Below are 21077 nucleotides of genomic sequence, written 5' to 3'. Positions count from 1 at the left end.
GATGATACCCGCAAGTGAGGTAGTTGATCTATCTAGGTTACAGTTTGCTTTAACGGCACTGTATCATTTTTTATTTGTCCCTTTAACCTTAGGATTGTCAGTTCTGCTCGCCATTATGGAAACTGTTTATGTAATGACAGGACGTGAAATATGGCGGCAGATGGTAAAGTATTGGGGGGTTTTATTTGGAATTAACTTCGTTTTAGGGGTTGCCACGGGGCTCACCATGGAGTTTCAGTTTGGGACTAACTGGGCTTACTATTCTCATTATGTGGGTGATGTTTTTGGTGCCCCATTAGCAATAGAAGGATTAATGGCTTTCTTTCTCGAAGCAACCTTCGTGGGTCTTTTTTTCTTTGGATGGGATAAACTATCCAAATTAAAACATTTAACCTGTACTTGGCTATTGGCTTTAGGCACTAATTTATCGGCTTTGTGGATTTTAATCGCTAATGGATGGATGCAGAATCCAGTAGGGGCTTTTTTTAATTACCAAACCATGCGTATGGAAGTAAGCAGTTTTTATGACATGCTCTTTAATCCTGTAGCCCAGGCAAAATTTGTTCATACTATAAGTGCTGGTTATGTCACTGGTGCTATGTTCGTTCTTTCTATTAGTTCGTATTTTCTTTTACGCGGACGAAATAAAGCATTTGCGAAGCGCTCTATGACTGTTGCCGTTTCTTTTGGTCTGGCTTCGGCTTTGTCTGTTGTGGTACTAGGTGATGAAAGTGGTTATGTCGCCAACGAGAACCAAAAAATGAAGATAGCAGTAATGGAAGGAATGTGGCATACGGAGAAAGCTCCTGCGGGATTGACTTTGTTTGGAATTCCCGATGAAAAAGCACAGACCACACGCTATGCAATAGATATTCCTTTTGTACTGGGAATCATTGCTACCCGTTCGTTCAATACTCCTCTGGAAGGAATAATGAATTTAATTGAAGATGGGAAAGTAAAAATCAAGGACGGGATGATTGCTTATGAAGCGTTAAAGGCCTTGCAGAAAGATCCAAAAAATGAGCAGGCTAAAGCGACATTTGAACAACACAGTAGTTCTCTTGGTTACGGTTTGTTGCTTAAAAAATACACAGAGAACGTAACGGATGCAACTGAGGATCAAATCAATCAAGCTGCTCAGGATTTAAAACCTAAAGTTATCCCTATGTTCTTTTCTTTTAGGCTTATGGTTGCTTGTGGCATGTATTTTATTCTTTTGTTTGCTACAGGTTTCTATCTTTCAGCAAAGCATACCTTACACAGCTCGCGCTGGTTCCACAGGATCGCTTTCTATTCCTTGCCCTTACCCTGGATTGCTGCTGAATTAGGTTGGGTAGTTGCTGAATATGGTCGTCAACCCTGGGTTGTTCAGGGAGTGCTGCCTACGTTTATGGGAACCTCTGCATTATCTTCTGGTCAAGTAATGACGTCCATTGGAGGTTTTGTATTGTTTTACACAACTCTTGCTGTGGTAGAGCTTTATTTGATGGTGAAGTACATTCGCCGTGGACCTGATGGAATGATGCAGTATTAATTTTTAGGAGACTCTAATGCCCTTGGATTATGAAACTTTAAGAGTAATTTGGTGGTTATTGCTTGGCGTCTTGTTAATAGGGTTCGCCATTATGGATGGTTTTGATCTGGGTGTAGCGATGTGGCTTCCCTGGATAGCTAAATCGGATATGGAAAGACGAGTGCTTATCAATAGCATAGGTCCAACCTGGGAGGGGAACCAGGTATGGTTCATATTAGGTGGAGGAGCTATTTTTGCTGCCTGGCCTATGTTGTATGCTTTGTCCTTTTCAGGTTTTTATCTGGCCATGTTGGTAGTTCTATTGGCCTTGATTTTACGGCCGGTGGGATTTAAATATCGCTCCAAGATGGAAAATCGGACATGGAGAGCTACTTGGGATTGGGCATTATTTGTTGGCGGTTTTGTTCCTGCCTTGATTTTTGGTGTAGCCATAGGAAATGTGATACAAGGCGTGCCATTTTTCATTGATGATAGCTTAAGACCCTTTTATACAGGTACTTTTTTGGAGTTATTAAATCCCTTTGCATTAGCTTGTGGGGTGGTGTCTGTATTAATGCTTGCTATGCATGGAGCGTTTTTTCTCCAAGTGAAAACGGAAGGGATTCTTCAGCGCCGAGCCAGGATAAATGCGCGAATATGTGCGTTTTTATTGATGGTCTTGTTTGTGGCTTGTGGTTTCTGGGTTCATTATGGTATCAATGGTTATGTCTTATCCAGTCTGGTTCCTCATGATGGTCCTTCTAATCCATTATATAAAGATGCGGTCAGCCAGGCCGGTGCTTGGTTTAATAACTACAGAACTTATCCCATCACTTTAATAGTACCGATTATTGGTTTGGTGAGTGCTTTACTAGCGATAGTACTTGCTCGCAGGGCCGTAATCGCTTTTGTTTTCAGTGCATTGAGCGTGGGGAGTGTTATTGCAACCGTAGGAGTAAGTATGTTTCCTTTCATACTCCCTTCTTCAACCACTCCTAAAAGCAGTTTAATTGTTTGGGATAGTTCATCCAGCCAGCTCACGTTGTTTATTATGCTGATTGCTACGGTAATTTTTTTACCAATTGTTTTGGCATACACTGCTTGGGTTTATAGAGTTTTACGCGGCAAAGTGACTGAGGAAACCGTAAGGGCGAATCAGGAATCTGCTTATTAAGGAGGGTTTATGTGGTATTTTTCCTGGATATTAGGTACTGGCTTAGCCTGTGCTTTTGCAATATTGAATGCAGTGTGGTTAGAGCTTAGGGAAGGCGATAATAAGGAAATTATAGTTGAGGCAGATGTCATAAAATAAATTGACAATGTCGTTTTGAGCCCGGGCGAAGGCTTGCCGTAACCCGGGCGCTCGGAGCCTGTGCGTGTTCAGGTAAGGGCGTCAACTTAAGAGAAAATTGTAGCCTGGATGGAGCGAAGTGTAATCCGGGATCAATGCTCGAATCAGGTTTCGATCCTGGGTTACGGCTGCGCCTTCACCCAGGCTACTGATTTAGAACTAACTTGAGAGAAAAGATTATTCAATACAACCGTAACGCTGTTGGTACGCTTCCAACTTTTTAACTTCTTCATGTTGATTCACATTCTTTAAATAATCAATTAAATCAAATAAATTAATAATGGAATAAACATTGATTCCCATAGCTTTAATTTCTGATAGAGTAGATTTTTCCGTGGCTCCTTGTTCACAGCGATCGAGTGCTATAATCACCGCGGTTAACAAACCACCATTCTCTTTTATTAGCGCTTGTGATTCCCTAAAAGCAGTTCCGGCGGTAATCACATCATCTATTATTACCGTTTTTCCAGTTAAGGGAGATCCAATTAATTGACCTCCTTCACCATGGTTTTTAACTTCTTTACGATTGAACGTTACGGTACAATTTTTACCTTGTTCTGCAAGAGCAACTGCTGTCGTTGTGGCAAGAGGAAGTCCTTTATAAGCCGGACCGAATAAATGTTCAAACTCAACTTTATTGTCTAGAAGTGTTTGTGCATAAAATTGTCCTAACTGGCGTAAGGCATTTCCTTGGTAAAATAATCCTGCATTAAAAAAATAAGGGCTTGTGCGGCCTGACTTTAAAGTAAATTCACCAAATTTTAAAACCTGACAATCCAGAGCTAATTTTATAAAAGATGATTTGGTATGATTCATTATTCATTCCTAAAACAAAAAATTATTGAAAACAAACACATATTTTGTAAAAAATCCTTAACAATCAATAAAAAACTGTTATGCTAATCATAGTGTGCGTGATTGGTCGTGCATGGATAAAGTGCTTATTATAGCGCAGATGACTCATAAGCAAGTGTTTTTTTTTCGGGTCTTTTTCTGTCGTTCTAAAATGAGTAACTAAACTATTAAAAATAACGATAAAAATGTAAAAAGCTTAAGACAAAGGGGATAGCTAATGTCGCAAAGAGAAATAGGCCATGTTAAATGGTTTAATGAAAAAAAGGGATTTGGATTTATTATTAATCAGCAAGGCGATGATATTTTTGTACATTACAAAGACATCCAAGGTGTTGGATTTAAAACACTTCATGAAAATGATCCTGTAACTTTTGTGCTAGATAAAGGACCTAAGGGGCTTAAGGCACAAGAAGTTGTTGTAGAAACCGAATAATACTAATACAAGCCAGATAATTTTGTCTGGCTTGTTGTTTCAATGATTTTCTAAATATTTACTTCTCTCCTCAGCTTCATTCTTTAATGCCTCATTTTTTTATTTTGTAAATTTTAATTTCAGATCAATAAATAGCCAACTGCTGTAAAAAGAAGAGCAGTTATTAGCATTTTCTATATAACCAATAATTAATCATATGGGTCTATTTGTAATTATAATGGTTTAAATGTAAACTTAAATAAAGCGGTATTCGGAGAGAGGACTTTGACTCAAGCTAAAGAAAATAAGGAACAACACCTTGTCCAATCCATGAGCAAAAAAAAGCCACTTGCAGGAAAGTTGGCCTATACGCTTGATGGAATCGATCAAAAATATTTTGCTATTTTAGATGATTATAAGCAGAGGCTGGAGCAAATCACTACTCTTGATGAACTTCTGTATTATCAAAATAAAATAGTTAAAAACCATGGGGATGATATAAAGAACAAATCTAGTCCTGAAGTTTTACAGATGATTTATCAAATGTCCAATGATGCTGTAAAAATACTTGCAGAGGATCCTGGGTATTCTGTATTTGTTTATAATAAACAACCGAATGACCTATCTAAAATCCCTAAAAATGAAATTGCTATTTATTTCGATGAGACGGAAAAATCTTGGAATTTCATTGTGAATGAAAAATCGCATGTGCTTGCTGATCAGGATTTATCTGCACTCATTAAAGAGAACTTAACTTTTACTGTGAGTTTCCCCACCTTTGATAGTTTTGATCAAGTGACAAGTTGCTTGGATGGTGTCAAAAATAGTACGAAAAACGGAAAAGAGGGTAAATCAAATCTTCAAGATGAGAAAAGCACTGAGCGTCAAGTGTTTATAGCCCAGATGTTGCTAGCTATAACGGAGAGAGAAGGTCTTTTAAATGACACTGTAAGTACTCAAGTTCAATCCCCCCCAGCTCAGGATAGCAAAGAGCAAGACAAAGGGGCTTCATATCCACTGCAAGATCGAGTTAGCATCACTGTCCAATCCATGAGCAAAAAAAAGCCACTTGCAGGAAAGTTGGCCTATACGCTTGATGGAATCGATCAAAAATATTTTGCTATTTTAGATGATTATAAGCAGAAGCTGGAGCAAATCACTACTCTTGATGAACTTCTGTATTATCAAAATAAAATAGTTAAAAACCATGGGGATGATATAAAGAACAAATCTAGTCCTGAAGTTTTACAGATGATTTATCAAATGTCCAATGATGCTGTAAAAATACTTGCAGAGGATCCTGGGTATTCTGTATTTGTTTATAATAAACAACCGAATGACCTATCTAAAATCCCTAAAAATGAAATTGCTATTTATTTCGATGAGACGGAAAAATCTTGGAATTTCATTGTGAATGAAAAATCGCATGTGCTTGCTGATCAGGATTTATCTGCACTCATTAAAGAGAACTTAACTTTTACTGTGAGTTTCCCCACCTTTGATAGTTTTGATCAAGTGACAAGTTGCTTGGATGGTGTCAAAAATAGTACGAAAAACGGAAAAGAGGGTAAATCAAATCTTCAAGATGAGAAAAGCACTGAGCGTCAAGTGTTTATAGCCCAGATGTTGCTAGCTATAACGGAGAGAGAAGGTCTTTTAAATGACGCTGTAAGTACTCAAGTTCAATCCCCCCCAGCTCAGGATAGCAAAGAGCAAGACAAAGAGGCTTCATCTCCACTGAAAGATCGAGTCAGCATCACTTATCCATACGGTAAAGAGGGCAAGTCTCGAAGTCATTTTTATACAGTAGAACACTCAGACCCCAAATACAAAGACGAAAAAGGTAATCCACTTAGAGGGGATGCGCTTAAACGATACATTTTAAATGAGTTTAAAAAAGAAGTGGAACAATGCGCTACTCTGGATAAGCTGAATGAGCTTTTTGCACGATTTAAGACTCCTGATAATAAGGAATATAAGATTCTTGCAACGCATCAGCGGCCGCAGTTATTTTGTCAAGGAAAGCCAACCTCTGCTATCCAGGCTGTTGATCAGATGTACCTTGATGCTGTTAAGATATTTGCTCCTAAAGTCGAGTTGAATAGCGACAGTGATAAAAAAGAAGACATTGAGCCGGATTATGAAGGCGGACTTAGTATGAGTTAACAACAATAAGCATTGCATGTAGGCTAAACGAAGTGCAGAGTACACCTTTATAATATTTCAACTCGTTTGCTGCTGCACCTCCAGGTTGTAAACTCAGGATGATAAATATAATTGAACTGCTAGTTAGAAAAGCTTGTTGGGAGAACCTTGAATTGTTTCTTTTTCAAGATATTCCGTATCTATAGGCCCTTTACGAGTCCCCATTACTTCTTCATTTTTTTTGCGTCCACTTTTAGGTTTTTCCCCAGGGAAAAATTTAAATTTTTCTCCTATAGAAGATGAAGTAGTGGTGAGCGCAACGGGGGATTCTGAAGGTGTTAAGCCAGAGGAATGATCTTCCATTTCTTCTATCTCTATAAAGCCTGTAGTGATATCTTGTACATGATGACTTTTATGAGCACCCATGAGTTCTCTATCTTTTGGACGTTCATTTTTAGGTTTTTCTGCACGAAAGAGTTTAAATTTTTCTTCTTCAGGAGATGGAGTTATGGAAGTAGTAGAATTGAACCCTAAAGGCGTTGGTGCGGAGAAATGTTTTTTTTCTATAGTAGGCTTATCAAGTTTTTCAGTACTGCTATGTTTAGAGAAATGTAATTTTTTCACCTCACCAAAAAATTTTTCTTTTTTAGCAGATGGGGCTTCTGGCGGATTCAGCGGCATCATACCGGGCTCGTAATGGTTAATACATTTTATAGCTGACATGTCAAAACCATATTTTTGAGCTTCAGCATAGCTGGTAATTGCCTTTGAGGCTCCTGTGGCGCTTATATCCATTCCTTTTTCGGTCATTTTTTCTATCGTTACTGCCGCCATGGTTTTGACGGTTTGCCTGTAGTGTTTGTCTGCCTCTGGTCTTGTTCCGCTAATAGAGGGATAGTCCACTACCAAAGGATCAATCTCATGACTGTTTCTATCTATAGGACCTCTATACAGTTTCAAATTTAAGGTGACATTGCTTGGAATCAAATCTCGATGTTTTAAAAAATAGGCGTGTAATTGATTTAAAATATCTTCTCTATCGTCGAAAAAATTAAAATTAATAGGTTCATCGGGATGTTCTAAAGATACTTTATGCATTTGAGCATAAAGAACAGTCAGCTTACTTTCATCATGAATCCAGTTATAAAGAGATTTAAATTTTTTCTGACTGAGTTCTTTATAATCTTTATTGTTTTTAGCAAGATATTTTAATGCTTGCTTCAAACAAGTTCCGTCAGGCAGATCGTTATAGATATCACCTAGTAAAAAATTATCGAAAACCCCACCCAGCTCCGCAGCAACCTGCTCAGTTGCTGGATAACAAGACCCTCTCTCATCCGCTGAAGAGTTAGCAAGATCATCCCTAGGAGCCTGGCGATTAGAGCCTATGTAAATAATTTTGCGATTATTTGATGACTTAATTCTATCGAAGAGGATTTTATTGGCCCCAATAATATCTTTGATTTTACTTGATAAAAAAAGATAGTTGGCTGTACACCCATCAAAATCAAAAGAATACACATCATAAGCCACGGTATTTACTCCACAGAGACGAACGGCAGTTAACAGAACGAACAATTATTTTTGCTACACATATAAGCATATTGTTGAATATATTAAAAGTAATCTTTGACATAAAGTGGCTACGGTTGGTTTTTGAGGCTATAACTTAACATAGTGAGATTTAAACCCACATAAGAATGGGTAGCGAGGATCCATTGCAAGCAAATCTATTTTACCTTATCTGGGGGATGAAATTATTATGTACGGTGAGCATCAGAGTTATCTTATACACTATTTTATTTGTTGCAGCAAAACACAGCGCCCATCTTAATAGTTATTCTTGGGTAGGTGTAGCGGTTAATTTCTTTATTATTATTGCTTCATTGTTAACCTATAAAATGCTCGATAAATTTCTACTGCGTCATGTATTTCAACTTGTAGTATTAAGTCAATTTTTGGCTATTCTCTTATTATCCCACGTTGGGATAAATATTAAGAACATATATCCTATTCTAATTATCATTAGTTTATTTATCCTTAATACCATTGAAACCAGTCTGTTTGATAAATCAATTAAAGTTCTTTTGCCTGAGAATATATGGAGCGTGGGTATATCGCTTAGTTTAGTCATTACTGCATTAAGCTATATTATGTCTCCGCTTCTGGCCAATTTTTTGCAAAAAATTATATTACCGTCTCAGCTGTGCTGGATTACTATAGTTTTTTTAACTCTTTATTTTATTGTACTTCATTTTATTAAAAACAATAAAAAGGCGGAGATAACCTCAAACCAAAATTTATCTGATTTTTTTCATTTCAAGTTAATTGGAAGCAAAAAGATCGTTATTCAATTGTTATTATCATTTTCCATTGCTACTGTATGGATAAATTTTATGACTCTTCTTGCCATACCTATTGTCAGTGTGTACCACAGCCAACAATTTATTAGTATAGTGCTGGCCTTTAGTGGTACAGGCCTATTATTTGGTGCAATATCACTATCCTTCTTCTCTTGGCTTCCTTGCAATTCTAACGGATTATTGTTCTGTGTTCTCAGTACCATCGGTTGTATTTTTATATTTCTCCTATTTTGTGACAATTATTTAATTTGTCTTTTATCTGCATTTTCAGGAAGCGTTTTATCTTATTGGGCTTATGGCTTATCACAAAAAATCAGTCAAACCAAATTTGACTCAGAAAAATTGGCCGGCTTTTATACCTTACGCGGCGCATGTAGCGCTTTTTTACTAATCATTTTTTATGTGGTTAATATTTTTTTCTCGGAAAATCTAACCCAATTATCATTCAGTATCATCGGCTATTTAACTGCTTATAGTCTGATTTATACCTACACTTATATATCTCAGAAATACATCTAATTTAATTTAAAATACGGTCCATATTGAACAATATGTTTTGAGAGGCGAAAAACTGGTGTGGGATTGAGGGCATTAGGTAATGCCCTCAATCATTCATTTAAAATTAATCCTCATCTTTAAATTCAAGCAGATCTCCTGGTGCACAATTCAAGTATTTACAAATAGCATCTAAAGTGGATAAACGAATCGCCTTTGCTTTTCCTGTTTTCAAGATCGATAAATTTTGTTCTGTTATTCCTATGGCCTCAGCTAACTCTTTAGAGCGAATTTTTCTTTTAGCCAACATGACATCAATATTTACAATAATAGACATTTTAATACCTAAATAGTCAGTTGCTGTTCATCTTTTAATTGGCAGGCCTCTGACATAATCCAGGAAATTAAAATAATCATGAGGGAGGTCAAAACGATAATGACGCTAGTACCTGATAAACTGATGACCGCAATTCGCTGTCCTACTGGATTGTGCCAGGTAAGAGTTGCTGATAATAATGCTTCATGGAAGGGAGCCAAGAGACAGCCAACAAGAAGGGTGCGTCCAATTTTTTTGATGTAAGTGACGCTGTCCAGATTAAAAATCTCATTTTTTTCATACTGCTTAAACAGTCTAATCAAGAAAAATAAAATGATCTCTGAAACCGTTACTGGAATAAGAGAAATCAAAAAACCCAAGAATTTGGTATTTGCAGAAAGAGGGGACAATATTTTTTGTTGAATGTTCTCCGGAATAAAATGAATCAGACCGCCCCATTGTTCTGTCCCAAGGTTATCTGGCAAAAAAAGCCAAAATAAAGTTAATACCACGGGCGTAGCATAAAACAGACATTGAAAAAAAATACGAAAATAAAAACTGACCCGCTGAATCTTATTCATTACAACCGCTCCAAATAAATTAATCAAAGGAAACTCAAGAGAATATTAGTTAATTTATTATCGTTTTACAATGATAAATTAACTAATTTTTTAAATTATCCAGAATTCGATTCAGAAATTCACGTAGTTTAAGTTGCTCTTCTTCTGTAAAGCCGGAAAAGGCTTGATGGTTTAAACGATCGGCACTTTGAACCAAATCACTTTGAGTGCTTTTGGCTTTCTCGGTCAGATGGATATGAACAACTCTTCGGTCTGAAGTGCTGGGCTTTCTGGTAATAAATCCATCTCTCTCCATTCTGTCCAAGGTTCTTACTGCGGTAGGCTGTTCTACTTCTATTAATTGAACCAGTTCTGACTGGGTTAAACCATCCTGATTAAATAATTCCATCAGGATAAAAGTATAAGCATGATTAATATCATAAGGCTTAATGACTTCATTGGCTCGTTTAAGTAATAATCTGTTGGTTTTTTTCAGTAGAGTAGATAGATACATGAATGCCCTTAAATTAAATAGCTTGCTATATAATAATAAGCTATGTTATTCTGATCAAGTGATTTAGGAGGAGTTTATGAAGAGTTTAGCTATATATCAAGTTGATGCATTTGCTTCTGCCTTATTTAAGGGAAATCCTGCTGCAGTTTGTCCTTTAGATAAGTGGTTGAGTGATGAGCAAATGCAGAATATTGCTGCAGAAAATAATTTATCGGAAACGGCTTTTTTTGTTCCCGAGGGGGAGGGGTTTCGCATTCGCTGGTTTACTCCTAATGAAGAAGTAGCTTTATGCGGACATGCAACTCTTGCTAGTGCTCATGTTCTTTTTGAACAATTGGGATTTGCTGGTGAAAAAATAATATTTACTAGTCTTAGTGGGGAACTGCTCATTAAAAAAACAGCTCGTGGTTTAGTAATGGATTTCCCTGCATTGCCTTATCATGAAATTGAATTTTTGTCCCAATTTCAGTCTTTGAATTTAAAGAAACCAAAGCAAGTGCTACAAAGCCAATTTGATTTGATGTTTGTTTATGAAAATGAAGAGGATGTGAAAGAGGCTCAGCCTGATTTGGATGCAGTTGCTGGTTTGGACTATCGTGGATTGATATTAACTGCTCCTGCAAGTAGTTCAGATATTTATTCTCGCTGTTTTTATCCTGGCTGTGATGTCCCGGAAGATCCAGTAACCGGCTCAGCTCATTGCGTTATTGCACCTTATTGGTGCGAACGGCTTGGTAAGACGGAAGTCAATGCACTACAGGGTGGGCGACGCCAAGGTGAATTATTTTGTGAGGTAAAAGAAAATCGCGTTTTATTACATGGTACCTGCCATCTTTATTTAGAAGGAAGGATCTATTTACCATGAACACATTGGAAACCCCGCGACTTTTATTAAGACCTTGGAACGATGAGGATGTCGTTCCTTTTTATACTATGGGGCAGGATCCACTGGTTATGGAATATTTTCCCAGTCTATGGTCTATGGAGATGGTTAACCAGTTTATTGATCGCATGAATGTTCAATTGATTGATAAAAAATTTACCTTATGGGCGGTAGAAGAAAAAAGCACTAAAAAATTTATGGGATTCATTGGCTTAAATTGTCCTGCCTGGGAGTCCCATTTTACTCCCTGTGTAGAAATCGGTTGGCGTTTGGCTACAGTTTTTTGGGGTAAGGGGTATGCAACTGAAGGGGCTCAGACTGCTCTGGAATATGCGTTCAAACATTTAAAATTGCCGCAAGTGGTTGCTTTTACTGTACCAGATAATCTTAAATCGAGAAGAGTGATGGAGAGAATCGGGATGAGTAGAGATTTTGAGGGGGATTTTCTCCATCCTAAACTGGAACCCCAACATCCATTGGCCAGGCATGTTTTATATAGGATTAAGAACTCTTGTTTTAATCAGAGCTAGCCATGAGTTTTCTTCCAGCACAGGGGCGCCATTCAAACACGTTGATCAGGATTATGAAACAATAAGGTTACTAAACAATAATTTTAGTGCCAAAGCGATTAAGATAATCCCAGTAATTCGCTCTACCCAATGACTGATTTTTTCAAATTTAGCCCTGGTTTTTTTTCCTGAGAGGCTAAAGGCTACAAACGAGAACCAAAGCAACGTTTCTAAGAAGAGGATTAACGCTAAAATTAATTTGTTGGTTAGGGTTATATCTTTAGGGATAAGTACCGAAAACAAGCTAACGCAAAAGAGCATGAGTTTAGGATTAAAGAGATTAGTAAGTAATCCTGTTGAAAATGCTTTCATTGGTTTCAGATCGGTTTTTGAATGTGCCCCACTAATTTTGTCTAAATGACTTTGAGCTTTAAGGCTCTTGTATCCTATATAAAAGAGGTACCCTGCACCTAAGTATTGAATAATATGTAGCAATACAGGGGTTTTGGTAATCAATAACGCCAGTCCAAGCAGGGTATAGCTAATATGGAACAGGCATCCTGACGCAATGCCTAAGGCGGTTAATAAACCACTGCGTCGCGAATAAATAAGGCTGTTTCTGACCGTAATAGCGAAATCAGGTCCCGGACTAATTAATGAGACGAAAAATACAATAAGAAGAGGCAAAAGATTTGTAAATTGCGATAGAGATGACATAAAAAATCCTTACAGCTTGAAAGCGAATTTTAAGCAAGATCATAACTGATTTTTAAGCGATCTTGCTTGATTTTTGCTTTAATTAATCGCACTATTTTTAATTCGTTTAAGTTCAGTAAATGGGTGCCGCCACATGGTTGGAACGGGTAATCTCCAATGCGAATCAAGCGAACTTGTTCTTCTGCAGGTATCGAGTAGGGGAGATTAGGGCAATATTTTGATAACTCATTCCCTGAAATAAATTTAGACTCAAGCCTTAAGTTTTCTTCAATAACCTGCTTTATTTCTTTATCCACTTGGGACAGATCAATGTTCTTAATTGAGTGTTTTGCTTTAAATTCAACATAGGCTTCACCAGGAAAATGATGTCCTTTTACGGCCACCCAATCAGGGTGCATTTTTTCAACAATATTACTTAATAAATGCCCTGCCGAATGGAAGCGGGTGTGAGTTACTCTCTTTTCCTTATTAATCTGACTATTCGCTACACAGCCGGGCTCAAAGATCTGAGGTTGGCGCGTGTAATGACGCACTTGACTGTGGATCATTCTTACATGATGAATTTCAATTAAGGAGTCATTGATGGCAATAACTCCTTGATCTGCAGGTTGCCCTCCTCCTTGAGGGTAGAAAATCGTGTTGTTCAAAGTTAAATAATGCCCTAAATCATCAAGTCCGTGGTTTTGATACGTTGATGTATTTTCAGTTAACAATGGGTTATCTAAATAATTAAGTTTAGTCTTCATAATTAATAAAATTAAGTAAAATATGAAACAACTTTAATTAAAAAATTAATTATACGCAATAAAATAATGGGTTTTTTTATATAAATTATGTAAAATACATAAATGATGAAAGTAATTTAATAATAATGAGGTTTATTATGGAGCCCAACTCTATCGATTTATTAAGACATTATTCCAGAAAATTAGTCCGGGAATTAGGAATGTTGCAACTGGATAAGTTTGATGAAAAAGAACAACCTTCTTATTGGCATACTTTAATAGAGATTAACAAAGAACCTGATCTGACTATTTCCAAACTAAGCCAATTACTATTAATTTCATTACCTACGGTATCTCGTATTGTCTCTGCATTAATTAAAAATGGATTAGTCACCGTAAGAGAGGGTTTAGATAAACGTGAGCGCTTTCTGAGTATTACAGAAAAAGGGAAGGATAAAATTCGTTATATTGATGAATACTCTAATGCAAAAATCAAAAGAGCATTTCATTTTTTAACTCTTGAAGATAGGGCGCAATTGATTCATGCCATTGAAAAATATGCTATGGCTTTGGAGCAAGGTCGTGTCATCCGAGAGCAAGTCAAAATATTAAAGCTGTCAACTTCACGAACTTTACGCAAACAGATTATTTATATGATCGAACAAATTCAGATAAATGAGTTTCATCTTCCTATTACCCCTGAAATAAACTCTCCTATTCTTAAAGCAGAAGATGAATATTATTATCATCAAACCTGTAATTTCTGGTATGCCGTTGATGGCCAGGGGGCAATCATAGGTTGTATTGGATTAAAAAAATTAAACGAAAAACAAGGAGAGGTGAAAAAATTTTTTGTCCTTCCTGAATATCGTGGACTAGGGGTAGCACAACAATTAATGAGTAACTTGATTAAAAATAGCTTAAAACATGGTTTTACTGAATTGTTCCTTGGCACCGTCGAACAATTGAGCGCCGCTCGGCATTTTTATGTGAAAAATGGATTTAAACCCATCGAAAAAGAATCATTACCTCAGCAATTTCAATTGTCGCCGGTGGATACCCATTTTTATGTTGGAGACACTAAAGAGGTGGATAAAACATTAGGGCGGTTATTTTAGCATGGAGGAGAGGGCTACTCTTGCTTGATGTGAGACTTGGAGACAGCGTAAACACCTCCTCAGTCTGAACGGTTAATTATTAACCTATAAGAAATACTCGTTATCAAAATTAGTCTTAATCTGACGTCTATGGGGTATGACCCGCTCTGCCGTGGAGCAAAATAACCAGAAAAGACTCTGTCTAATGCAGATTTCTTATTTACTTTATACTATGACATCAATATTCTTAACTACTTGATTTTTTTTTATTCTGATGGAGTTTTTAATGGGTTCAGGTTTTGCTTACCTGTTGAAAGAAAGAAGATTCTTGCCTCTTTTTCTTACTCAGTTTTTTGGGGCTTTTAATGATAATGCCTTTAAGTTAGCCATGCTAACCATGATTAGTTATCATTTATCTCATACGCAAGATCAATCGGAATATTATCAGGCTCTGGCCGGCGCTTTATTTATACTACCTTTTTTTCTTTTTTCAGCAACAGCAGGTCAGTTGGCTGATAAGTATGACAAAGCCTTGATGGCTCGTTTAGTTAAAGTGTTTGAAGTAATCCTGATGATTATGGGGAGTTTTGCATTTTATAAAAGTAATATTTTTTTCATGATGTTAACGCTTACGGGTATGGGAATCCATTCTGCTTTTTTTGGACCAATAAAATACGCTATTCTTCCTGACCATTTACCCAAAAAAGATATACTGAGGGCCACAGGTCTCATTGAGGCCAGTACTTTTTTAGCCATTTTATTAGGTACAACTCTTGGCACCTTGGCTATTGGGACTACTAATGTGACCCCATTCATTGCCATTTTTATGACGGTCTTTGTTGCTTTTGCTGGTTTGATTTCCAGTTTATTTATTCCAAGTGCTCCATCCAGTAGTGTCGTGAGTTTAAAGATTGATTTAAATATTTGGCGAGCCATAGTAAATCTGTTGAAACAAGCTAGAAAAGAGCCTGGAGTTTTATTAGTCATTTTGACTATCTCCTGGTTTTGGCTTATCGGAGCTGTTCTTCTGACAAAATTACCTGATTATACTCATTATGTATTGGGAGCTAATACTACTGTTTTTGCCGTATTTCTTGCTTTATTTTCTTTAGGCATTGCGTTCGGTTCCTTGCTGATTAGTTGCATTTTACAAGGGCGTATTACTCTTTCCGTTGTTCCCGGAGCTATGTTCTTGCTCACTTGTTTTTCTTTTGATCTTTATTGGGTATCTCCGATTGAAGAGGCCAAAGAACCACTTTTGACTTTATTGTCCTTCTTTACTGATTTTAATCACTGGCGTATTACTTTCGATTTATTTATGTTGGCTCTTAGCGGGGGAATATTTGTGGTGCCGTTGTATGCTTATTTACAAGTTGCCAGTCAAGCAGAAACGAGGGCACGAACTATAGCGGCAAATAATATTTATAATTCCTTATTTATGGTGTTAGGAACTTTGTTGGTGATGCTGTTATTGAAGTTCAAGGTTGCCATTCCTCAAGTATTTTTAATCCTCGGTTTATTAAATATTCTTGCCGCGTCATGTTTATGGATTTTTTTGAAGAAACAGAAAAAAAATGCAGAGGACAGGCCTCATAAATAACCTCTCGACAACTTGGGGAAAACCATAGCTATCCCGATGTTCGAGACGACGTTTCTTGTATTGTAAAATGAACCTGTACGTCTAAACAGTACAGGTTCATAAAGTAAGTTACATCTGCGGGGAACTTGAACCAGGGAGTTGTGTCGGTGAGCTATTATCATCCTTATCCTCATCAGATGATAATGGGGCAAAAATGCTCATAACGTGTGGTTTCGGTCCTTCTTGTCGCGGTGTAACACTTCCATTCGGTTTAAAGTTCAATCCCGAAAATTCTTCAGCTTTCAGTAGCTCACTTAACTGTCTGATACATTGGGTAACATTCAACGTTATTGAGGAGTACGTACGCTTGGGTTTTTCCTCGGAAGGATTTTCAAGATCTTCGGAAGATTTTGCGGTGGGATCAACCAGAACAAATCCTGTTCTAATGATTTCAAATAATTCTGTTCTAAGGCTTTTATTTTTAGTTACAGGATCAAAAATTGCTTCCTGTAAGGTTTCCTCTTCATCCAGTCCATCCGGGTTGATGCTACTACTAGCATTACTTAATATAGCCGATAAGGACTGTATGGCGGCTGGAAGGATTTTCATGTACCACATTTTTAGATTTTGATTCGCCAAATGCTTGTTGGCTTCTTGTTGAATTATTGGATTAATAAAGCGCAATAAAATAAATCCAAGAAACGTCCTCATTCGATTATCATTTTCATTATGAATGTCTTCTCTTTGTGCTAAATCAGCATAAGCCAGACTTAGGAATTTCTGTATTAGAGGAGGAAAATTTTTAGAGGCCAGCATACTTTTCATTACGGTAGAGAATTCTTGCTGTAATGAGCTAATATCAGCTGTCTCGGCGCTAAAACTCTCGGGTGTCATTGCCATTGAGGCTCGTTGTTGAACTTTAATGTTGGATATCGGTTTTGCTAGAGCGTAAAGAGTAGTCCAGAGAAAATCTTTAAACCCCTGACATTCTTCTTTTGCCATATATTGCTGTATTAATATAGGTAAAAGTTTGTTACCCCGGCACCAAGAGTCGCTTTTTTCCCCTTTAAGTAGTTCATCAAAAACATTCAGCAATTCTGATTGACTCAGATTATTGATTAGTACGTCTGCTATCTGCTTATTGGTTTTGTCACAGGCTTCATTTAAAACCTGAATGCCCCAGGAAAATTTGGTTACATCTTTAGTTCGGACAAGAGAGAGCACAAACAGGGTGGCCTTTTCCCTATCACAAGTAAATAAATCATTAAAGTAACCTTCCAGGGTATTTTCATTTTTCTTAGCAGGGATAGAGAGCATTGGAACGGCGCTTAATGTTGGTAACACGTTTTTTTTGCCAGCCAGGGCTGAGGTGGAACGTTTTCTTGTAAGTTCAGCAGATGGTGCTGGTCGCGGCGTTTCGATTTGAGAATTACCTGATGATTTATAAAAACTGATAGCTCTGGTTTTATTAGCATAGGCATCTCTTAATAGAGATTTCGTAGACGAACTCGCTTTCTCCTGTGGTTCCTCTTGAGTTGATGTCGGTTTGCTGGTTGTCACATTTCGGGGGGAAGTTGCTTTCTTCTGTAGCATTGTTTCACTATTTTCACTGTCAGCCAAATAGCCAAGAGTAGCAGAACTCGATTTCTTTTCTTCTCTTGTTTTCTTCTCTCCTTTAGATGTCCCAATAGCCGTAAAAGTACGTTTTACCGTTTCTTCCATAAGAGGACTGCTAACCAGATCAAATAATGCAGGACAAATAACTCCTGCTGATTTAATTTTTGCAATCTTATCAGGTGATTTCAACCCGAGCATAATATCAAAGGCGAGCGATAATTCCAGTCTGAATTGTTGACGAGCCTGATCTGGCCATTTGCCTGTCAGTTTATTTTCAACCTGCGCCAGGAGGGGCGAAATCAGGCCGAAATAAAATGCTGATTTCAATAGAGCATCCTGGCTCGCCTGTAATTGGGTAATTTTGAGATCTCTATTGGCCAAATCTTGCATGGCAATATCTAAAATAGGTCTAAAATGAATTGCTGTATTTAAGACTGAGCTTAAAAACTCAATAAACGCGTCATTGCCAGAACCTTCTTTGTTATTTTCTAACAAGGCTTTAACGCTGGTTTCAGAGCCGCCCAAGATGCCTTTGACAAAGGAATCACATATTTTGTTACACACCAGATCCTGATTGACAAGTAAAGCCAGTGATTGAACGAGTAAACTGGAGTTACGACAATATTGCTCTGTTTTTTCTGCTGCAAAAAATGCACGCATAATCAGATGATTTTCCTCGTTGTCTTCTGCGAAAAAGCCCACGCAAGCCTGAGTTAGATGGTCATTCTGGATTCCATTAATTATTTTAATTAATTTATATAATCCATTAATACTGATCCCATTGAATTTAAAGTTGAGAGGCTTCTTGTCTTTTAAAAGCAGATGAGCTATTCGCGCAATATGGATAACAGTAGTCGCTGTTTCTGCAGATGATGCCAAAAATCTCTTTTCTAAAAGTGCACGTGCTTCACGTATATCTGCCTTAGTAACACCAAATTTTTCTTTTATATAATCTCTGATATTCTCTTTTACATAAGCAATGACATGATCGAAAACTAAAACGTCTCCAGAAGTGATTTTTTTTATTTCTTTTTCACTGGGAGACAGGATTTTTATAAAATCTTCATCTACTTTTTTTGAGGGCAAATCAAAACCGAAAATATTTGCCACTAACTGATTTAAATGAGTTTGTTTTTCTTTATAGGCTTTCTTAAATAATTTTTCCTCCTCAATTAGATTGAATAAACTTTGAGGATTAGTTGCCGTATGGAGGGATTTTTTAAATTCTTCCAGCATGGCAACACCATCATTTAAGCCAAATTTACGGGCTAAACGCTGTGCTTCTTCGATAACACTCAATAGAAGTTGGTATTTCTGTTGTGCAGTAAGTGACATAAAAACAACCTATAACATAAAAAATTCACTAATTAAGCGCATCTTTCTAAAAAAATAAAAATCTGCTCTTGAGTAGGTGCAATAATACACGGAAATTTATATATGTACAATATTTGGCCATTGTTTTAGTCGGATTTTGGACTAATTGAAGCTTTTTTTAACCTCCCCTCAGGGAGGAAAATAGAAACAGTTTTGTTTTCACCAACAGACGGCGGCTATTTTGGGATATTGACTGTATTTAACCAGTCGCGCGCAGGCAGATAATCGGTGTAGAGTTTTGCTTCAGCGCTGTTTTCTTCGGGATGCCAATTATATTGCCAACTTACTTGTGGGGGCAGTGACATTAATATTGATTCCGTTCTTCCTCCTGACTGTAATCCAAACAAAGTACCTCGGTCATAGATTAAATTAAATTCGACATAGCGGCCGCGTCGGTAATTTTGAAAGGCTTTTTCTCTTTGTGCGAAGGGATGGGACATTCGACGAGATACAATAGGAGAATAAGCTTTTATAAAATGATCTCCTATGCTTTGCATCAGGCTAAAACTGTGATCAAAACTAATTTCATTGTAATCATCAAAAAATAATCCGCCAATTCCCCGTGCTTCTTTTCTATGTTTAATAAAAAAGTAATCGTCACACCATTGTTTAAATCTGGGATAAATCTCATCACCAAAAGGTTGGCATGCTTGTTGTGCCGTTTGATGCCAGTGTTGACAGTCTTCCTCAAAACCATAATAGGGGGTTAGATCAAAACCACCGCCAAACCACCACACGGGAGCAGATCCTTCTTTTTCAGCAATAAAAAAACGCACATTTGCATGAGTAGTTGGAACGTATGGATTATCAGGGTGAATCACCAGGGATACTCCTAAAGCACTAAAATTTCTCCCCGCCAATTCCGGTCTTTGTGCTGTGGCTGAAGCAGGGAGTTGCTCACCGGATACGTGTGAAAAATTGACTCCTGCTTTTTCAAATACGTCACCATGGGTCAGCACTCGACTAATCCCGCCACCTCCAGTGGGTCGTTCCCAGACGTCTTCAATAAAAGCAGCTTTTTTATCTAAAACTTCAAGGGTGGAGCAAATAGTATTTTGCAGTTGGAGGAGGTAAGATTTTACCTGTTCAAGGGCATTTGACGGGAGCATTTTAGCGTAGGACATGAGGTACTCCACTTACTGGTAATTGGTTTAATTATTTTATTTTCTCATTCTTTCGAAATTGGCACAATGTTTGCTTTAATAAAACGACTTAAAAACAGGAGTGTTTATGGCCCTTAATCTCGATTCTTATCTGGGGATTCATGCTAAGGCTCTGATAGCCCGAGATCAACGTGCGTCCCAATTAGCGAATAATTTAGCTAATGCTAATACCCCAAATTATAAAGCGATGGATGTAGATTTTAATGATTTGTTAGCTACCAGCATGGGAACGGGTTCTCAACGCCTTCAGGTAACTGCATCTAACCATATAAATACTAATGCTGATTTTAGTACTAATTTGAAATACCGTACTCCGAATCAAACCTCTTTGGATGGAAACACAGTGGATAAAGAGATAGAAACGACTGAGTTTGCCCGAAATGCGCTTAATTATCAGGCAAGTTTAAGTTTCCTGGATAATAAAATAAAATCCATGGTATTGGCGTTGAAAGGGGAGTAATTATGTCATTAAATACAGTCTTTGATATCGCTGGATCTGCAATGAGTGCTGAAACGACACGTTTAAGTACCAGTGCGGAGAACATGAGCAATGCAAATGTCTCCAGAGGAAGCCCCGACGAAGTCTATCAACCCAAATATCCGATTTTCGAAACCGTCCAGGAGAAGCAAAGTCAATGGATGGGCGATCAGATAAAAGCAGGTGTTCAAGTTAAGGGAATATATGAGAGTGATGTTGAACCTACCAAACGCTATGAGCCCAATAATCCCATTGCTGATGAAAAAGGTTTTGTTTACTCATCCAATGTGAATTATGTTGAACAAATGGCTAATGTGATTTCTGCTTCTCGATCCTATCAAATGAATGTCGAATTAATTAATACAACAAAGCAACTGATGCAACGAACACTACAACTGGGTGAATAAGGGG

21 protein-coding genes are annotated in these 21077 nt (G+C 37.4%); 12 read left to right on the top strand and 9 right to left on the bottom strand.

Features of this window, described 5'->3' with window-relative positions; all coding sequences use genetic code 11:
• The first annotated feature begins 1 nt into the window (after position 1).
• The 3 genes from LOX96_RS14970 to cydX are packed head-to-tail and all read left to right on the top strand — an operon-like array spanning position 2 to position 2825.
• The gene (locus tag LOX96_RS14970) at positions 2-1534 is read left to right on the top strand and encodes a cytochrome ubiquinol oxidase subunit I (protein ID WP_250423599.1); all 1533 of its coding nucleotides are present in this window, start codon (positions 2-4) and stop codon (positions 1532-1534) included.
• Positions 1535-1550: 16 nt separating this feature from the next.
• Positions 1551-2687, top strand: a complete 1137-nt coding sequence (gene cydB / locus LOX96_RS14965; RefSeq protein ID WP_250423600.1) for a cytochrome d ubiquinol oxidase subunit II — start codon at positions 1551-1553, stop codon at positions 2685-2687.
• A gap of 9 nt (positions 2688-2696) precedes the next feature.
• A complete protein-coding gene (cydX, locus tag LOX96_RS14960) occupies positions 2697-2825 on the top strand; it encodes a cytochrome bd-I oxidase subunit CydX (RefSeq protein ID WP_250423604.1) in 129 nt (42 codons plus the stop codon).
• Positions 2826-3041: 216 nt separating this feature from the next.
• Here cydX and pyrE read toward each other — a convergent pair whose 3' ends face one another.
• Entirely contained in the window at positions 3042-3680 is a 639-nt protein-coding gene (pyrE, locus tag LOX96_RS14955; protein WP_250423608.1) for an orotate phosphoribosyltransferase, read from the bottom strand.
• A gap of 256 nt (positions 3681-3936) precedes the next feature.
• Between pyrE and LOX96_RS14950 the strand changes: the two genes are divergently transcribed.
• Both LOX96_RS14950 and LOX96_RS14945 read left to right on the top strand, forming a co-directional pair.
• Complete coding sequence (locus tag LOX96_RS14950) at positions 3937-4152, top strand: cold-shock protein (protein ID WP_250423610.1); 216 nt, start codon at positions 3937-3939, stop codon at positions 4150-4152.
• A 264-nt stretch (positions 4153-4416) separates the two neighbouring features.
• Positions 4417-6297 carry a hypothetical protein gene (locus LOX96_RS14945; protein ID WP_250456378.1) on the top strand — a complete coding sequence of 627 codons (1881 nt, stop codon included), beginning with the start codon at positions 4417-4419 and terminating at the stop codon, positions 6295-6297.
• Positions 6298-6420: 123 nt separating this feature from the next.
• On the opposite strand, the gene LOX96_RS14940 is transcribed toward LOX96_RS14945, so the two are convergent.
• Positions 6421-7809 (bottom strand): hypothetical protein, encoded by a 1389-nt coding sequence (locus LOX96_RS14940; RefSeq protein WP_250423614.1) that lies wholly within the window; start codon positions 7807-7809, stop codon positions 6421-6423.
• Positions 7810-7994: 185 nt separating this feature from the next.
• On the opposite strand from LOX96_RS14940, the gene LOX96_RS14935 reads away from it, so the two are divergent.
• Positions 7995-9158 carry a hypothetical protein gene (locus tag LOX96_RS14935; RefSeq protein WP_250423615.1) on the top strand — a complete coding sequence of 388 codons (1164 nt, stop codon included), beginning with the start codon at positions 7995-7997 and terminating at the stop codon, positions 9156-9158.
• A gap of 103 nt (positions 9159-9261) precedes the next feature.
• Here LOX96_RS14935 and LOX96_RS14930 read toward each other — a convergent pair whose 3' ends face one another.
• The 3 genes from LOX96_RS14930 to LOX96_RS14920 form a co-directional block, all read right to left on the bottom strand.
• Entirely contained in the window at positions 9262-9471 is a 210-nt protein-coding gene (locus LOX96_RS14930; protein WP_250423617.1) for a helix-turn-helix domain-containing protein, read from the bottom strand.
• Between the two features lie 8 nt (positions 9472-9479).
• Positions 9480-10031, bottom strand: a complete 552-nt coding sequence (locus LOX96_RS14925; RefSeq protein WP_250423619.1) for a DUF2975 domain-containing protein — start codon at positions 10029-10031, stop codon at positions 9480-9482.
• Positions 10032-10113: 82 nt separating this feature from the next.
• A complete protein-coding gene (locus LOX96_RS14920; protein ID WP_250423621.1) occupies positions 10114-10524 on the bottom strand; it encodes a MarR family winged helix-turn-helix transcriptional regulator in 411 nt (136 codons plus the stop codon).
• Between the two features lie 76 nt (positions 10525-10600).
• On the opposite strand from LOX96_RS14920, the gene LOX96_RS14915 reads away from it, so the two are divergent.
• Together LOX96_RS14915 and LOX96_RS14910 are read left to right on the top strand one after the other, a co-directional pair.
• The gene (locus LOX96_RS14915; protein WP_250423623.1) at positions 10601-11389 is read left to right on the top strand and encodes a PhzF family phenazine biosynthesis protein; all 789 of its coding nucleotides are present in this window, start codon (positions 10601-10603) and stop codon (positions 11387-11389) included.
• Complete coding sequence (locus LOX96_RS14910) at positions 11386-11937, top strand: GNAT family N-acetyltransferase (protein WP_250423624.1); 552 nt, start codon at positions 11386-11388, stop codon at positions 11935-11937. Before LOX96_RS14915 ends, LOX96_RS14910 begins: the two co-directional genes overlap by 4 nt.
• A gap of 51 nt (positions 11938-11988) precedes the next feature.
• On the opposite strand, the gene LOX96_RS14905 is transcribed toward LOX96_RS14910, so the two are convergent.
• Positions 11989-12633: a LysE family translocator gene (locus LOX96_RS14905; protein WP_250423626.1), complete on the bottom strand. Its 645-nt coding sequence runs from the start codon at positions 12631-12633 to the stop codon at positions 11989-11991.
• A gap of 29 nt (positions 12634-12662) precedes the next feature.
• Entirely contained in the window at positions 12663-13379 is a 717-nt protein-coding gene (locus LOX96_RS14900) for an alanine--tRNA ligase-related protein (RefSeq protein WP_250423627.1), read from the bottom strand.
• A 137-nt stretch (positions 13380-13516) separates the two neighbouring features.
• Here LOX96_RS14900 and LOX96_RS14895 point away from each other — a divergent pair, with 137 nt between their 5' ends.
• Together LOX96_RS14895 and LOX96_RS14890 are read left to right on the top strand one after the other, a co-directional pair.
• Positions 13517-14476 (top strand): bifunctional helix-turn-helix transcriptional regulator/GNAT family N-acetyltransferase, encoded by a 960-nt coding sequence (locus tag LOX96_RS14895; RefSeq protein WP_250423629.1) that lies wholly within the window; start codon positions 13517-13519, stop codon positions 14474-14476.
• 265 nt (positions 14477-14741) lie between these two features.
• Entirely contained in the window at positions 14742-16055 is a 1314-nt protein-coding gene (locus tag LOX96_RS14890) for an MFS transporter (protein ID WP_250423630.1), read from the top strand.
• A gap of 108 nt (positions 16056-16163) precedes the next feature.
• Here the strand turns inward: LOX96_RS14890 and LOX96_RS14885 are convergent, their stop codons facing one another.
• Complete coding sequence (locus LOX96_RS14885; RefSeq protein WP_250423631.1) at positions 16164-18986, bottom strand: hypothetical protein; 2823 nt, start codon at positions 18984-18986, stop codon at positions 16164-16166.
• Positions 18987-19201: 215 nt separating this feature from the next.
• Positions 19202-20149 (bottom strand): oxygen-dependent coproporphyrinogen oxidase, encoded by a 948-nt coding sequence (gene hemF / locus LOX96_RS14880; RefSeq protein ID WP_250423632.1) that lies wholly within the window; start codon positions 20147-20149, stop codon positions 19202-19204.
• Between the two features lie 106 nt (positions 20150-20255).
• Between hemF and flgB the strand changes: the two genes are divergently transcribed.
• Together flgB and flgC are read left to right on the top strand one after the other, a co-directional pair.
• Positions 20256-20648 carry a flagellar basal body rod protein FlgB gene (gene flgB / locus LOX96_RS14875; protein WP_250423634.1) on the top strand — a complete coding sequence of 131 codons (393 nt, stop codon included), beginning with the start codon at positions 20256-20258 and terminating at the stop codon, positions 20646-20648.
• 2 nt (positions 20649-20650) lie between these two features.
• Positions 20651-21073: a flagellar basal body rod protein FlgC gene (flgC, locus tag LOX96_RS14870; protein WP_250423635.1), complete on the top strand. Its 423-nt coding sequence runs from the start codon at positions 20651-20653 to the stop codon at positions 21071-21073.
• Positions 21074-21077: the final 4 nt, after the last annotated feature.

It is taken from the genome of Legionella maioricensis (genome assembly GCF_023618015.1).
Lineage (GTDB): Bacteria > Pseudomonadota > Gammaproteobacteria > Legionellales > Legionellaceae > Legionella > Legionella maioricensis.
Note: the sequence above shows the minus strand (reverse complement) of the source record. Positions and strands in the feature narration are given on the sequence as shown.

Excerpts from the sequence above, each read along its gene's own strand:
- LOX96_RS14970 (WP_250423599.1), top strand. The coding sequence starts at position 2 with ATGATACCCGCAAGTGAGGTAGTTGATCTATCTAGGTTACAGTTTGCT.
- cydB (WP_250423600.1), top strand. The coding sequence starts at position 1,551 with ATGCCCTTGGATTATGAAACTTTAAGAGTAATTTGGTGGTTATTGCTT.
- cydX (WP_250423604.1), top strand. The coding sequence starts at position 2,697 with ATGTGGTATTTTTCCTGGATATTAGGTACTGGCTTAGCCTGTGCTTTT.
- pyrE (WP_250423608.1), bottom strand. The coding sequence starts at position 3,680 with ATGAATCATACCAAATCATCTTTTATAAAATTAGCTCTGGATTGTCAG.
- LOX96_RS14950 (WP_250423610.1), top strand. The coding sequence starts at position 3,937 with ATGTCGCAAAGAGAAATAGGCCATGTTAAATGGTTTAATGAAAAAAAG.
- LOX96_RS14930 (WP_250423617.1), bottom strand. The coding sequence starts at position 9,471 with ATGTCTATTATTGTAAATATTGATGTCATGTTGGCTAAAAGAAAAATT.
- LOX96_RS14925 (WP_250423619.1), bottom strand. The coding sequence starts at position 10,031 with ATGAATAAGATTCAGCGGGTCAGTTTTTATTTTCGTATTTTTTTTCAA.
- LOX96_RS14920 (WP_250423621.1), bottom strand. The coding sequence starts at position 10,524 with ATGTATCTATCTACTCTACTGAAAAAAACCAACAGATTATTACTTAAA.
- LOX96_RS14915 (WP_250423623.1), top strand. The coding sequence starts at position 10,601 with ATGAAGAGTTTAGCTATATATCAAGTTGATGCATTTGCTTCTGCCTTA.
- LOX96_RS14910 (WP_250423624.1), top strand. The coding sequence starts at position 11,386 with ATGAACACATTGGAAACCCCGCGACTTTTATTAAGACCTTGGAACGAT.
- LOX96_RS14905 (WP_250423626.1), bottom strand. The coding sequence starts at position 12,633 with ATGTCATCTCTATCGCAATTTACAAATCTTTTGCCTCTTCTTATTGTA.
- LOX96_RS14900 (WP_250423627.1), bottom strand. The coding sequence starts at position 13,379 with ATGAAGACTAAACTTAATTATTTAGATAACCCATTGTTAACTGAAAAT.
- LOX96_RS14895 (WP_250423629.1), top strand. The coding sequence starts at position 13,517 with ATGGAGCCCAACTCTATCGATTTATTAAGACATTATTCCAGAAAATTA.
- LOX96_RS14890 (WP_250423630.1), top strand. The coding sequence starts at position 14,742 with ATGGGTTCAGGTTTTGCTTACCTGTTGAAAGAAAGAAGATTCTTGCCT.
- LOX96_RS14885 (WP_250423631.1), bottom strand. The coding sequence starts at position 18,986 with ATGTCACTTACTGCACAACAGAAATACCAACTTCTATTGAGTGTTATC.
- hemF (WP_250423632.1), bottom strand. The coding sequence starts at position 20,149 with ATGTCCTACGCTAAAATGCTCCCGTCAAATGCCCTTGAACAGGTAAAA.
- flgB (WP_250423634.1), top strand. The coding sequence starts at position 20,256 with ATGGCCCTTAATCTCGATTCTTATCTGGGGATTCATGCTAAGGCTCTG.
- flgC (WP_250423635.1), top strand. The coding sequence starts at position 20,651 with ATGTCATTAAATACAGTCTTTGATATCGCTGGATCTGCAATGAGTGCT.